Origin of the sequence: Dictyoglomus sp. NZ13-RE01, assembly GCA_002878375.1 — a bacterium.
In the GTDB taxonomy this organism is placed as follows: Bacteria; Dictyoglomota; Dictyoglomia; order Dictyoglomales; family Dictyoglomaceae; genus NZ13-RE01.
On record NIRF01000001.1, the window covers coordinates 339,095 to 353,931 of the forward strand.

Here is a 14,837-nt window from a genome sequence, read left to right on the forward strand (position 1 = left end):
GAATATTCCTCCCTTTTAGAATTGATTTAAAAATCTAATATCATTTTCATAGAATAATCTTATATCATCAACTCCGTATAACTGCATAGCAATTCTATCAGGTCCCATACCAAAAGCAAAGCCAGTATATTTCTCTGGATCAATGCCTACAACCCTAAACACTTGAGGATGTACCATTCCACAACCTAATATCTCTAACACGCCTGAATATCCACAGGCTTTGCATCCTTCTCCTTTACATACTCCACATTCTACATACATCTCTGCACTTGGTTCAGTAAAAGGAAAGTAACTTGGGATAAAATAAACCTTTCTGTCTTTACCAAAAATCCTATGGGCAAATATTGTTAAAACACCTTTTAATTCTGCGAAAGAGACATCTGTATCAACCGCAAGTCCTTCTATCTGAAAAAACATTGGACTATGAGTAGCATCAGGCATATCCCTTCTGTAACATTTACCAGGTGCAACAATTCTTAAAGGAGGCTTAATCTTCTCCATAACCCTTATCTGCACTGGAGAGGTTTGAGTCCTTAAAAGATGCTCATTATCTACATAAAAGGAATCATGGGATTCTCTAACAGGATGATCATGAGGAATATTTAAGGCAGTAAAGTTATAATAGTCTGTCTCTAACTCAGGTCCATAAACAACTTGAAAACCCATCTCTTTAAAAACGGATACGATCTCTTCAATAACCTGAATCAAAGGATGGATCTTTCCAATAGGTTTCCTTCTTCCAGGCAAAGTTATATCTATTTTCTCCTTGGAAAGTCTTTTTTCCAATGCCAATAATTTTACCCTTTTTTCTGCCTCTTCATACAGCCTTTCTAATTCATCCTTCCATTGATTTGCAAGTTTTCCCCAATATATTCTTTCCTCAGGAGACATTTTTCCCAAGGACCTCAGAATTTGGTTCAGAAAACTATTTTTACCTAAAAACTCCCTCTTAATTTCTTCTAATTCTTTTTCATCGGTTACATTTTTAAGCCTTTCTTTTGCATACTCAACCTTAGAAATGTACTCTTCTTCTCTCATAATCTATTTCCCTCCATTAATCTTTGTTTTTGAGCCTCAAAAAGAAAAGCAGAACCTGCGATTGCCACATTTAATGATTCAACAGTTTCTTTTAGTGGTATACGCAATTTTATTGGATTTAAAGGAGAGTATAATTCCTCTCTAACTCCCCATGCCTCATTACCTAAAATTAAGAGGAAACTCTCTCTAAAGTTATATTGAAAATATATTTTTTCACCTTTTGGGTCCGCAATTACTACTCTATGCCCCTTGAAAAACTCTAAAATCTCTTTATAGGATGCAATCCAAATCGGTAATCTAAAAATTGAGCCCGATGAAGCCCTTATCACTTTATAATTATAAGGATCAACCGTATCCTCAGAAAGTATTAGAGCATCCGCATATAATCCTTCAGAAATCCTTATGAGGGTCCCTAAATTTCCAGGATCTTGAATGCCATCAGAATATATCGCAATATAGTTTTTATTATTTATTAATACATCCCATTTTGGCTCTAAAAATAAAGGAAGCACCCCCAGTATTCCTGGAGGTGTTTCCAATAAGGACAATTTATTCATTAAAGAGTCATCAACAACAGAATAGGAAATAGAATTAAGGAATTCTTTTAATTCCTTATCTTTCTTTTCCCATAATGATTTAGAAATATATACCTTATAAATATAAACCCCACTTTTCCACGCATCCTTTAAAAGTCGCCAACCTTCTACAATACATTTGCCTTTTTCTTTTCGTGTTTTTTTATCTCTTAAACTAATAATTTCCTTTATTTCTGCATTGTGGCGACTTGAGATAAAACTCATTACATTACTTGATTCACCAATTGTTTAAAGGCTTCAGGCTCAGAAATTGCTAACTCTGCAAGCATTTTTCTATTTAACTTTATATTCTGCTTCTGTAACTTAGAGATAAATTTGCTATAGGAAAGACCAAAAGGTCTTACTGCTGCATTAATTCTTACTATCCATAATCTACGAAACTCTCTCTTTTTTCTTCTTCTATCTACATATGCATCATATAAAGCTTTTATTACTGATTGGTTTGCAATCTTAAATATTCTACTTCTTCTTCCTCTAAAACCCTTTGCAAGCTTCAGTATTTCTTTATGTCTTCTTCTTGTTATATAGCCACCTTTTACCCTCATTTTGCTCCTCTCTCCTTTTTAAAATTTATAAGGTAACATTTTTTTAACGTGCCATTCCTCAACATTTTTAATGGCGGATGGAATACTTAATCTTCTCTTTCTTGAACTGGATTTTTTACCTAAATTGTGCCTCATCCCAGCCTTTTTATGCAGGATTTTTCCCGTTGCAGTCACCTTAAATCTCTTAGCAGCAGAAGATCTTGTCTTCAATTTATTGCTCATTTTTTACCTCCTCTAATATTACTTTTTTATTAGTAGACTTTTTAGGAGCAAGCATAACAATTAAAGAAGATCCCATTAAGGGACCTTTTTTCTCTGCTACTCCTAAATCCTCAATATCTTTTAGTATTCTCTCTAAAAGTTTATCACCCCATTCAGTATATATCAATTGTCTACCTTTAAAAAGTATAACAAGTCTTACCTTATTCCCTTTTTCAAGAAATTCTCTAATTTTTTTAAGTTTTACTTGATAATCATGTTCCTCAATATTTGGTCTAATCTTTATTTCCTTAACCTCTATTACCCTTTGGTTCTTCTTGCTCTCTTTCTCTTTTCTTGCCATCTCATACTTGAACTTTCCATAATCCATTATCCTACAAACAGGAGGATTTGCATTTGGTGCAACCTCAACTAAATCTAAATTTCTTTCACGAGCAAGTCTCAATGCTTGATCTAAATGCATTATACCAAGTTGTCTTCCATCCTCTCCTACAACTCTTACCTCCCTTGCTCTAATCTTCTCATTTACTCGATACTCTTTATCTATTTAAAACACCTCCCTATTTAAATTATTCTTCTAAATAATCTTTGATTTTCTTACTTCTTGACGGATGCCTTAATCTTCTCAAAGCCTTTGCCTCTATTTGTCTTATACGCTCTCTTGTTACGTTAAAAAGTTTTCCTACTTCTTCTAAAGTACGAGGTTGATTATCAACAAGCCCAAATCTTAACTTCAATATTTCTCTTTCTCTCTCAGAAAGTTCATTCAAAAGTTCATTAATATCTCTTTTCAAGGATTCCTGAACAGCATAATCCGCTGGACTTAATCCTTTATTCTCAATAAAATCCGCCAATCTATTATCCTCGTCTTCTCCTACTGGCATTTCCAAAGACAAAGGTTCTTGTCCCATTAGACTAATCTCCCTAATTCTTTCTACTGGAAGACCTACCCTCTCTGCAACCTCTTCATCGGTAGGTTTTCTACCTAATTCCTGTGTTAATTGTCTTGTTACCTTATGTATCTTATTCATGGTTTCTACCATATGTACAGGAATTCTTATGGTTCTTGCCTGATCAGCTATTGCTCTTGTTATAGCTTGTCTTATCCACCAAGTAGCATAGGTGCTAAACTTAAATCCCTTTCTATAATCAAACTTCTCAACTGCCTTAATTAAACCCAAATTACCTTCCTGTATAAGATCTAAGAATAAAAGCCCTCTCCCTATATATCTTTTTGCCACACTAACAACCAACCTTAAATTAGCCTCTATTAATTTTTTCTTAGCCTCTTCATCACCCTCTGATGCTCTTTTAGCAAGTTCAACTTCTTCTTCTGGTGTTAATAATGGTATCTTCCCTATTTCTTTTAAATACATCTTTACTGGATCGTCTAACTCTATCTCTTCAGGAAGCTCCAATCCCTCCTCAAGTCCCTCAGTTATCTCTTCTTGCTTTAAATCCTTGAACTCTTCACCTTCAACCAGTTCATGTTCTGCTATAAGATCCTCTATCTCATCCAGATTTTCTTCTGGATAAGGATAATCCGCTAAAATTTCTTCTGGCGTAATTTTATCTGAATATTTCTTATTTCCCATAGAAACATCATCTCCCTTCAATTAATATCATTGTACCCTTTTTAATTGACTGATTAACCATTGAATTTCTTTCTTAATTTCTATTATATATTCCAACTCCTCTTCTGTGTAAGTATCTTTTTCCAATCTTGCAAGCTCTTCCTTTCTTAGCCTAATTTGTTTTTTAATTTGTTCTTCTCTAAATCTATCTAATATATAGCTTAGCTCATTTCTATTAATTTCTGCCAACTTAATTGCTCTTCTTAAAAAATCCCTTTTGTCTTCGTCCCATAAGTTTATAAATTCCTCTAAATTACTTTTATTCTCCCATACTCTCCATTTTCTAATCACTTCTTGGAAAAAAGGAAATGTGAAATCGTCGGGACTCAAACTTTTAATATTAAATTCTTCAACACCTAATAGAATAAATCCTAATAAAATTTCCTCAAGCTGAGATAAACCTAAAACTTTTATTATTTCTGCCTTTTTCTCCGCTTGATAATTTCTCTGCTCTTGTAATATCCTCGTCTTTAAAACCTTTTGAAATATATTCTCTGACACATTCAATTTTTTGCATATATAGGGAATATAACCCTTTACTTTTTCCTGCTGGATAAGTATATTTTTACTACGAAGAATTGAAGATGTCAATATTTCTAAAAGATTTTCTATTTTTTCCTGAAGAGGCATCTCCTCATTTAGAGTATGATCAATAAGAAATTCTAAGGCTTGCCTACTATTATTTAATAATTTTATAAATTTCTCTTTATCATTTTTTTGTATATATTCATCAGGATCTTTATAACCCTGCGGTAAATCAAGCCAAAATACATTCATCCCTTCAAGCTCAAAAATTGAAAGTGCTCTCTTTCCTGCTTGTATTCCTGCCACATCTTTATCGTATGCAATTATTACGTTATTTGTATAGTTTTTTAATAATTTTGCCTGAGAATGGGTCAAAGAGGTACCTAAAGATGCAACAGCTATATTTATACCCTCCTGATGCAACGAAATTGCATCCATGTATCCTTCTACAAGAATAGCTTTACCATCCTTTTTTATCTTCTCCTTTCCGTGATACAAAGCATACAATATTTCTCTTTTATTGAAAATATCCGACTCAGGAGAATTTATATACTTTGGCTCATCATTCCCTAAGGTTCTAGCTCCAAACCCCACAATTTTTCCCCTATGATTAATTATTGGAAAAGTAACTCTCCCTGCAAAAAGATCCCGCCATTCCCCATTTGAATAGAACAAAACCTTACTTTTTATAATATCCTCCTCAGAGAAACCTTTCTTTATTAAATATTTATAAAGAAGCTGAGGATTTTTAGGAGCAAATCCTAAGAGAAAATCCTCTTGAGTTTTTTCCTTAATGTTTCTCTTCTTTAAATATTCTTTACCTTCTTTTCCAAACTTACTACTTAAAAACAAATGATAAAATTCTGCTGTAGATTTAATTATCTCCAAATGAACATCATACTTTTCGCGTTTTTCTTCTTTTTTTGGTAACTCTAATCCAACTTCATTTGCTAATTCTTCTAAGGCGGACATAAAAGATATATTTTTGTAATTCATTAGAAAAGTAAAGACATCGCCACTTGCTCCACAGCCGAAGCAATGATAAAGCCCTTTCTCCGGACTCACATAAAAGGATGGAGTTTTTTCATTATGAAAAGGACAGAGTCCTGCAAAATTTTTCCCAACTCTCTTTAAATTTACATATTTTGATATAACGTCTACTATGTTTACTCTTTCCTTAACCTCATCAACAAAGTCCTCTAAGGAAAGAGCCATTAGAAAAACCTCCAAGGCTTGGGAATATAAATATTTTCAAAAAGCTCTATAGCATATCTATCAGTCATTCCTGCTATATAATCTATTATACCAATTACTTTATCCTCTTGGTTAAAGGGATAGGGAAGCAAATTAGGATTTTTATAAAAATATTCAAAAAGACCTGTAATCAAAAGCTCTACTCTTTTGTTTTCTGACTTTACCTGAGGATTTACATACAAGGTATCATACAAAAATTTTCTTAATTCTTCCATGGCGGATAAAATTTCCTCATCAAATCTAAGAACAGGAGAATCTATACTATTATAAACAACGTTTTGGACCATTGTATTTATTCTTTCTCTATGAGTTTTTCCCAGAATATTAATTACATTCTTAGGAATTTCTTCTTCTTTTATAACTCCAGCACGTAAGGCATCATCTAAATCATGATTTAAGTATGCAATAACATCTGAAACTCTTACAACTTCACCCTCTAAGGTTTCTGAAATTTTTTGAGAATAGCAAACTCTTAAATCCACTTGTCCCTTTGTGTGTTGAAGTATTCCTTCTCTAACTTCCCATGTTAAATTTAGTCCCTTCCCATCTCTTTCAATCTTATCCACTACTCTTAAGCTTTGTTCCGCATGAGAAAAACCTTTTAGATTAAAACTTTTTGCAATATCATCCAGAACCTTTTCACCCATATGCCCGAAAGGTGTATGCCCCAAATCATGCCCCAAAGCGATAGCCTCTGTGAGGTCCTCATTTAGAAAAAGAGCTCTTGAAATTGTTCTTGCAATTTGAGCAACCTCTAAAGTATGAGTAAGTCTTGTTCTGTAATGATCTCCTTCAGGTGCTAAAAAAACTTGAGTCTTATGTTTTAATCTTCTAAAAGCCTTCGAGTGAATTATTCTATCTCTATCCCTTTGAAAACATGTTCTTATAGGGCATTCTTCCTCAGGGATTAACCTCCCCTTAGAGTTTATACTAAGGGTTGCGTAAGGAGAAAGTAAAATTTTTTCTTTTTCTTGTAATTTTTCTCTAATTAACATTAGTAAGGGGAAGAGAAGAGCCTCTTCCCCTCTTCTTCCACCTCTTTAAACAGTTCTATCTATAAAACTCATTTGCTTTTGATATTTAAGAGTTGCATGTGCAGCTGCAAGTCTTGCAATTGGTACTCTAAATGGTGAACAGCTTACATAGTTTAGACCAATCAAATAACAGAACTCAATAGACTTTGGATCTCCACCTTGTTCTCCACAGATTCCAACCTTAAGGTCTGGTCTTGTGGATCTTCCTTTTTCAACTGCCATCCTCATTAGTGTACCAACACCTTCAGTATCTAAGTGTTCAAAAGGATCCTCCTCAATATAACCTTTCTCTCTGTATTTTCCTAAGAATTTACCCTCTGCATCATCTCTACTGAAGGCAAAGGTCATCTGAGTTAAATCGTTAGTACCAAAGGAGAAGAACTCTGCAGTTTCCGCCAACTTATCTGCAATAATTGCTGCACGAGGTACTTCAATCATTGTACCAACCTTGTATTCAATATTAACTCCACTCTTTTCAAGAACTTCTTTTGCAATTCTATGGATCATATCCCCAAGAATCTTCATTTCCGACTCAAGAGCTACAAGAGGTATCATAATCTCAGGTTTTACTGGAAGTCCTTCCTTAGCAACAGCCACAGCAGCTTCCATTATTGCTCTTATCTGCATCTCGAAAATCTCAGGATAAATCATTCCTAATCTACAACCTCTGAACCCCATCATTGGGTTAAACTCATGCAATCTCTTAACAACTTCAAGGAGTTTTTGCTTTTCTTCTAACTCTTTTCCTGTAACTCCTTTTGCCTTCATTAACTCAACTTCTACAGTTAAATCTATTAGAGGTGGTAGGAATTCATGAAGAGGTGGGTCTATTAATCTTATCGTAACTGGTCTACCCTGCATTGCCTTAAATAGACCAATAAAGTCTTCTCTTTGAACAGGTAATAATTTATCAAGTGCTTTTCTTCTTTCTTCTTCAGTTTCCGCAAGAATCATTTCTTGTACTAATGGTAGTCTGTTACCTAAGAACATGTGTTCAGTTCTTGCAAGTCCAATTCCCTCTGCACCGTATTCAAAGGCTTTTTGAGCATCTTCTGGAGTATCTGCATTGGCTCTAACTCCAATCTTTCTTACCTCATCAGCCCAAGAAAGAAGCTCTTTTAATTCATCACTCAAAGTAGGTGGAATCATTGGTACCTCACCTAAAATAACCTCTCCTGTACTTCCATCTATGGTAATAATGTCCTCTTTCTTCACTACCATATCTCCAACCCTGAATTCTTCCTTTTCCAAGTCAATTCGGATTGACTCACAACCAACTACTGCAGGTTTTCCCATTCCTCTTGCTACAACAGCAGCGTGGCTTGTCATTCCACCTCTACTTGTTAATACACCTTGAGCTGCAGCAAGTCCACCAATATCATCAGGTGTTGTTTCTGGTCTTACGAGAATAATTTTTTCTCCTTCTTTACCTCTCTTCTCAGCCTCACGAGAAGAGAATACTACTTTTCCTGTAGCAGCACCTGGAGATGCTGGAAGCCCCTTAGCAATAACTTTCTTAGGTGCATTAGGATCAATTTGAGCATGTAATAATTGGTTAATTTGTTCTGGTGATACCCTGAGAAGTGCTTCTTCCTTAGTTATTAATCCCTCTTTTGCCATATCAACAGCAATCTTTACTGCCGCTCTTGCTGTTCTCTTTGCATTCCTTGTTTGAAGCATATATAATTTTCCTCTTTCAATAGTAAACTCTATATCTTGTACATCTCTATAATACTTCTCTAATAGATCCCTTACCTCAAGTAATTGTTTATATACTTCTGGCATTTCTTCTGCTAATTTTGAAATTGGGCTTGGAGTTCTAATTCCTGCTACAACATCTTCTCCTTGTGCATTAGTTAAATACTCACCATAAAATTCTTTCTCACCAGTAGATGGGTTTCTTGTGAAGGCAACTCCTGTACCACTATCATTACCCATATTACCGAAGACCATTGTAACAATATTTACCGCAGTACCAAGGGTGTGTGGAATATTGTGTAATTCTCTATATTTTATAGCTCTCTCATTATTCCATGAATCAAATACTGCTCTAATTGCCATTTCTAATTGCTGATAAGGGTCTTGAGGAAAATCTTTTCCAGTTTCCTTCTTTACAAGCTCCTTGTAAGCCTCTACTACTTTCTTTAGAGTTTCAGCAGTAAGTTCACTATCTAATTTTACTCCCTGTTCTTCTTTATAATGGTCTAAAATCTCTTCAAATTTCTCATGAGGAATTCCAAGTACTACATTACCAAACATTTGAATAAATCTTCGATATGAATCATAAGCAAATCTTTCATTATTACTTGCTTTTGCCAACCCTTTTACAGTTTCATCATTTAAGCCAAGATTTAAAATAGTATCCATCATGCCAGGCATTGATATAGGAGCACCAGATCTTACAGACACTAAAAGTGGGTTATTGGGGTCCGCAAATTTCTTACCAGTTTTCTCCTCAAGTTTCTTCATTGCAGAAAGAACTTCATCCATTAAGCCATCGGGAAGCCTTCTACCGAGCTCTTGATACTCTTTACAAACCTCAGTTGTAATGATGAAACCCGGAGGTACAGGCAAACCTGCCTTTGTCATATCCGCCAAACCTGCACCTTTACCTCCAAAAAGATTCCTATTCTTTCCATCAGCTTCTTCAAATAAATATACTCTCTTCTTTTTTTCCATTCTTTCTCCTCCCAACCTTATAATTTTTATATCTTTTCAATTATATCATAAAGCTTTTGGATTTTATTTTAATAAAACTTTAAACTTTAGTTATTTTGCTCCAATCTATTACTTCCCAAAATATATTTTTTATCAACATTATTAAAGTTAACCTATTTCTTTTCTCCTCCTCATTAGGAGACATCACAAGAACATTATCGAAAAATCTATCTACTTGTTCACAAAGCTCTAATAGCTCTTTACTTTTCAAGAACTCTAAGTAATCATTAATAACGTTATATTTTTCTATTAGCTCTTGATATTTTTGATAAAGAGCTTTTTCCTCAATCTGTACCAATAAATTGGTATTAACAGAATTTGAAGGAGTGAAATCTTTTGGTATAATTCTTGCCAATCTATTTGCAGAAGTATAAATTTTACCAAATAGATCCATATCCTTTTGAAGTTCAATAACTGAGGATAATCTTTTCTTCACCTTATAAATAGGATCAAAACCCAAAGCTAAGACTCCATTTACTAAATCTACAGGATAATTTTTATCTATGAGAAAATTCCTTAATCTTTGAGTGAAAAATTCATCCGCTTTACCCCAAACATACTCTATATCCCCTTCAAACCCATAAATATCCCACGCTTTTTTAAAGCCATCAAAAATCTTGAACCTATATTCTTTTTCCCATAGAATCTTAATTAACCCATTGGTTAATCTTCTAAGTCCTAAGGGGTCCTCTGAACCAGTTGGGAATAAATTCAGCTTAAAATACCCAGTTAAGCTATCTATTCTATCCGCAATACTAAGGAGATTGGCAAGAAAATTTTCCGAAACATCATCCTCAGATGTTCTTGGGAATATATACTCCTTTATAATATTAGCTACTTCTTTTCTTTCTCCAGATTTTAAAGCATATATTTCTCCCATTATTCCATGAAGTTCAGGATATTCACTAACCATTAAAGTTCCTAAATCTGCTTTGTAAAGTTCTACCGCCCTATTCAATATTTCTCTTTCCTCATTATTTAAATTAAAATATTCCTCTAAATAAGAAACTAATTTTCTAACCCTTTCTACCTTATCCTTTATGGAACCTAAATTTTCATGAAATATAATTCCATCAAGCTTTTTCGTATATTTTTCTAAAGGCTCCTTTTTATCCTCATTATAATAATACTCAGCATCCGAAAGTCTCGCTTTAATAACCTTTTCATTTCCCTCTTTAACTATCTCTATGTCCTTCTCTAAACCATTTCTAATTCCAATGAAATAATTCACTAATTTACCATCTAAATTTTGTAAGGGGAAATATCTCTGCTTTTTTTCCATAGTTACCTTCAAAACTATATCAGGAAGATCCAAAAATCTTTTGTCAAATTCACCTAAAAAGGCAGTTGGGTACTCAACAAGAAAGGTTAATTCCTCTATTAGTTCCTGAGAATAATCTAATTTAAAATTATACTTATTTGCTATATTATCTGCTTGCTCTAATATTTTCTTTTTCCTTTCTTCCTGATCCACAATTACAAAATTTTCTTCCATTAGCTTAAAATAGTCCTTGGCATTTCTTATCTCAATCTTCCTCTCAGGAAGAAATCTTGGAGTATAAGAATAGTAATCCGCTTTTACTTTAGCAATTTCAAGGTCAATCTTTTCCTCACCATATAAAAACAGAATCCATTTAATGGGTCTACCAAATACAAAATCAACATCTCCCCATTTCATCATTTTAGGAAATCTCATGCGTGCTATTATATTTCTTATAACTCCAGGCAAAACTTCTCTTGTTTCTTTTCCCTTAATTTTTCTCTTAAGATATACATATGTACCTTTTTCTGTTTCTTTTACATAAAGATCATTCACCGTTAGTCCATACTGCTGTGCAAACTTTTTAGCAGGTTCTTGCCACTCACCATTATTAAAAGCTACTTTATAAGCTGGTCCTCTAATCTCCTCTTCTTGCTCCTTTTGGTATTCTTCTAATTCAGAAACGTATATGATTAATCTTCTTGGTGTTGCAAAAGTGTTTAAATCCTTATACTCAAGAAAATTAGATTTTAGTTCTGACTCTGCTAACTCTTTCATTTGGCTAAGAGCAGGTCTTAAAAAACTTGCTGGCATTTCTTCTGTTCCAAGTTCAAATATAAGATCTTTAGCCAACTTTTTCTTCCTCCTTCCAACATTTTTTATTAAGAAGGGGATAGCCTAATTTTTCCCTTGATTTTAAATAGTTTTCTGCAGACTTATAAGCAAGCCGTCTAATTCTTGATATATATTCTGTTCTTTGCACAAAACTAATGGCACCACGTGCATCAAGAAGATTAAAAACATGAGAACATTTCAAAACGTAATCATAGGCAGGAAAAGTAAGTCCCATCTCTAATAATCTTTCTGCCTCTTTCTCATATTCATTAAAAAGAAGTCTCAAACGATCAATATCAGCAAGAGAAAAATTATAATGGCAATTTTCTACTTCACTTTGCAAATGAATATCTCCGTAAGTTACATCCCCTTGCCATATAATATCTTTGAAATCATCCACACCCTGGATATACATGGCAATTCTTTCAAGCCCATAAGTTATCTCCGCAGATATTGGGAATAGATTAAATCCACCACATTGTTGAAAATAAGTAAACTGTGTAATCTCCATACCATCCAACCATACTTCCCATCCAATACCCCATGCTCCTAAAGTTGGAGATTCCCAGTTATCTTCTACAAATCTTATGTCATGCTTTTCAATATCAATTCCTATATATCTCAAACTATCCAAATATATCTCTTGAACACGATGGGGAGAAGGTTTTAATATGACCTGGTACTGGTAATAATGTTGCAATCTATTAGGATTTTCTCCATATCTACCATCAGTAGGTCTTCTTGATGGTTCTACATACGCTACTCTCCAAGGCTCTGGACCTAATACTCTAAAAAATGTTGCAGGGTTCATTGTGCCCGCTCCTACCTCAATATCATAGGGCTGTTGGATTATACAGCCCTGTTTATGCCAATACTCATTAAGTTTAAATATGAGCTCCTGAAATGTTAACATATCAATTATCCCTCCTAAATAGCTTTCTCTTTATATCTTTTTATTATTTCTCTTATAGAGTCTGATAAATCCAAATTTAAAGTCAATTCAATATCAGAGTCTATTATACTATTTATTAATCTCAATTCCTCAAAAGAAATGGAAATACCAAAATTCCTACAATCCTTACAATAGGCTTTGTTTTCATTTACATCAATAAATATACTCTCATTATTTTCTAAATTTTTACCGCACTTTCCACAAACATATGGAATAGAAGTAACATAACCCTGTTGCTGAAGAAGTTTCAATAAAAAAATGTCATCTACATTCCTAATATTTTTATATTTTAGATTGTTTAGTGTTTTAAGAAGCATCATAAAAACATCCTTATCAGGAGCCTGAAAAGGTATTACCTCATTCAAAATATTTACTAATTTTGAGGCTGAAAAATACTTCTCTAAATCTCTCTTAATTTCAAGATAGTAATCATACACCTCCCAATTTATCAACCAATCATAATTCCTTCTTATTACAAAATATCCCTTTCCAAATGTAAAGGGATCAACCCTACCTCTTAATCTATTTTTAAGCTTCAAAGCTCCTGGAGCAATCACTTGGTATTTTCCCTTTGTCTTACCATATATGGATAAAAGTAAATTTGCCTCTCCAACCTTTTTACCACTTAATATTATTGCTTCTTCATAATAATATCTACTCATTTAATTCCTGTAATATCTTTATACCATTTGAAGTCCCTATTCTATCTGCTCCCGCCTCAATCATCTTAAGAGCCTGCTCTAAGGTTCTAATTCCTCCAGATGCTTTTATCTTTATTTTATTTTCAACAATAGATTTTAAAAGCTTTATGTCTTCTATTTCTGCTCCTTTTGGACCAAAGCCTGTAGAAGTTTTTACAAAGTGAGCTCCTTCCTCTATAATTAAATTAGTAATATAACGCTTTTCTTCATCCGTTAGATAACAAGTCTCAATAATAATTTTAACAATTCTACCCTGAGCTGCACTCACAACTTCTCTAATATCGCTTCTCAATATCTTTTCATTTCTGTCTTTAAGAGCGGATATATTTATGACCACATCAAATTCATCTGCACCCTTTTTAAGTAGATCTTCCACCTCAAAGGCTTTAACAGAAGAAGAATTCGCACCATGGGGAAAATCAATTACAGTAGTTATTTTTACATCTGAGCCTTTTAATATCTTTACTGCCAAAGGGACAAAATATGGTTGTACACATACTGAGTAAAAATGAAAATCCAATGCAGATCTACAAAATTGCTCAATCTCTTCGGATGTAGCATCAGGTCTCAATAATGTTTGATCAATCATCTTTGCAAGAGTTAACTTATCCATAACACTCCTCCTACATATATCCTAACTCTTTTAAAACTTCTGGCTTTTTTCTCCACTTCTCTTTTACTTTTACCCATAAATCCAAATAAACCTTCCTGCCAAAATAAGCTTCTAATTCTTCCCTGGCAAGAGTGCCTATTTTCTTTAGCATACTGCCATCTTTTCCAATTATTATTGATTTTTGGGTTGGCTTTTCTACTAAAATTGTTGCTCTAATGTATATAAGATTTCCATTTTTTCTTTCTGAAATTTCATCCACATAAACTGCAGTTGAATGTGGAACTTCCTGATATGTAAGGTGAATAATTTTTTCCCTTATTATCTCTGCAATGAAAAACTTATCAGTTTGATCTGATATCATATCAGGTGGGAATAGAAATTCTCCAGGTGGTGAGAGCTCAATTATTTTCTCTACAAGTTTATCTATATTTGTCCCATAAAGAGCTGAAATCTCAACAATTTTATCTTCTGCTATATTTAAACCCATTATTTCCTTTTTCTTTTCTTCTAATCCACCTTTACTTAAAAGATCAATCTTATTCAATACTACTAAAAAGGGTTTATTTTCATTCTTAACGTAGTTCAATAACATTGTATCTTCTTTAGTAAGTTCTTTAGTAGCATCAATTAAAATCAATAAAACATCAGAATCTTTTATTGTTTCCTTTATCACATTCAACATGTACTCCCCCAACAGATGTTTAGGCTCATACCATCCTGGAGTATCTAAAAATATTAACTGTGCTTTGTCTTCTATGGTAAGAACACCTAATATTCTCTGTCTGGTTGTTTGAGGTTTATCAGCTACAATAGATATTTTTTCACCTATTAACATATTTATCAAGGTTGATTTACCTACATTTGGCTTTCCTAATATTCCAACATAAGCTAATTTTGTCTCTTTCATATTCTC

General features: G+C 33.5%; 14 protein-coding genes. All 14 read right to left on the reverse strand.

The genetic code is table 11. The annotated features are described in order from the left end of the window. Positions 1-15 precede the first annotated feature (15 nt). The 14 genes from CBR30_01800 to CBR30_01865 all read right to left on the reverse strand — a co-directional run bounded on the left by CBR30_01800 (position 16) and on the right by CBR30_01865 (position 14,831). Positions 16-1,038 carry a phenylalanine--tRNA ligase subunit alpha gene (locus tag CBR30_01800; protein ID PMQ02400.1) on the reverse strand — a complete coding sequence of 341 codons (1,023 nt, stop codon included), beginning with the start codon at positions 1,036-1,038 and terminating at the stop codon, positions 16-18. Next, a complete protein-coding gene (locus CBR30_01805) occupies positions 1,035-1,838 on the reverse strand; it encodes a 23S rRNA methyltransferase (protein PMQ02401.1) in 804 nt (267 codons plus the stop codon). Before CBR30_01805 ends, CBR30_01800 begins: the two co-directional genes overlap by 4 nt. After that, complete coding sequence (locus CBR30_01810; GenBank protein ID PMQ02402.1) at positions 1,838-2,179, reverse strand: 50S ribosomal protein L20; 342 nt, start codon at positions 2,177-2,179, stop codon at positions 1,838-1,840. The genes CBR30_01805 and CBR30_01810 overlap by 1 nt, the downstream gene beginning before the upstream one ends. Before the next feature lie 18 nt (positions 2,180-2,197). Further along, positions 2,198-2,401 carry a 50S ribosomal protein L35 gene (rpmI, locus tag CBR30_01815; protein PMQ02403.1) on the reverse strand — a complete coding sequence of 68 codons (204 nt, stop codon included), beginning with the start codon at positions 2,399-2,401 and terminating at the stop codon, positions 2,198-2,200. After that, positions 2,391-2,945: a translation initiation factor IF-3 gene (locus CBR30_01820; GenBank protein ID PMQ02404.1), complete on the reverse strand. Its 555-nt coding sequence runs from the start codon at positions 2,943-2,945 to the stop codon at positions 2,391-2,393. The genes rpmI and CBR30_01820 overlap by 11 nt, the downstream gene beginning before the upstream one ends. 22 nt (positions 2,946-2,967) lie before the next feature. Further along, positions 2,968-3,993: an RNA polymerase sigma factor RpoD gene (rpoD, locus tag CBR30_01825; GenBank protein ID PMQ02405.1), complete on the reverse strand. Its 1,026-nt coding sequence runs from the start codon at positions 3,991-3,993 to the stop codon at positions 2,968-2,970. A gap of 27 nt (positions 3,994-4,020) precedes the next feature. Continuing rightward, positions 4,021-5,772 carry a DNA primase gene (locus tag CBR30_01830; GenBank protein ID PMQ02406.1) on the reverse strand — a complete coding sequence of 584 codons (1,752 nt, stop codon included), beginning with the start codon at positions 5,770-5,772 and terminating at the stop codon, positions 4,021-4,023. Continuing rightward, on the reverse strand, positions 5,772-6,806 hold the full coding sequence (locus CBR30_01835; GenBank protein ID PMQ02407.1) for a deoxyguanosinetriphosphate triphosphohydrolase: 1,035 nt from the start codon (positions 6,804-6,806) through the stop codon (positions 5,772-5,774). Before CBR30_01835 ends, CBR30_01830 begins: the two co-directional genes overlap by 1 nt. Before the next feature lie 45 nt (positions 6,807-6,851). Continuing rightward, positions 6,852-9,524 (reverse strand): pyruvate, phosphate dikinase, encoded by a 2,673-nt coding sequence (locus CBR30_01840; GenBank protein ID PMQ02408.1) that lies wholly within the window; start codon positions 9,522-9,524, stop codon positions 6,852-6,854. Positions 9,525-9,603: 79 nt separating this feature from the next. Next, positions 9,604-11,676 carry a glycine--tRNA ligase subunit beta gene (locus CBR30_01845; GenBank protein PMQ02409.1) on the reverse strand — a complete coding sequence of 691 codons (2,073 nt, stop codon included), beginning with the start codon at positions 11,674-11,676 and terminating at the stop codon, positions 9,604-9,606. Further along, entirely contained in the window at positions 11,669-12,571 is a 903-nt protein-coding gene (glyQ, locus tag CBR30_01850; protein ID PMQ02410.1) for a glycine--tRNA ligase subunit alpha, read from the reverse strand. Before glyQ ends, CBR30_01845 begins: the two co-directional genes overlap by 8 nt. 14 nt (positions 12,572-12,585) lie before the next feature. Next, positions 12,586-13,272: a DNA repair protein RecO gene (recO, locus tag CBR30_01855; protein ID PMQ02411.1), complete on the reverse strand. Its 687-nt coding sequence runs from the start codon at positions 13,270-13,272 to the stop codon at positions 12,586-12,588. After that, entirely contained in the window at positions 13,265-13,924 is a 660-nt protein-coding gene (gene deoC, locus CBR30_01860; GenBank protein ID PMQ02412.1) for a deoxyribose-phosphate aldolase, read from the reverse strand. Before deoC ends, recO begins: the two co-directional genes overlap by 8 nt. Before the next feature lie 10 nt (positions 13,925-13,934). Further along, on the reverse strand, positions 13,935-14,831 hold the full coding sequence (locus tag CBR30_01865) for a GTPase Era (GenBank protein ID PMQ02413.1): 897 nt from the start codon (positions 14,829-14,831) through the stop codon (positions 13,935-13,937). Positions 14,832-14,837 lie beyond the last annotated feature (6 nt).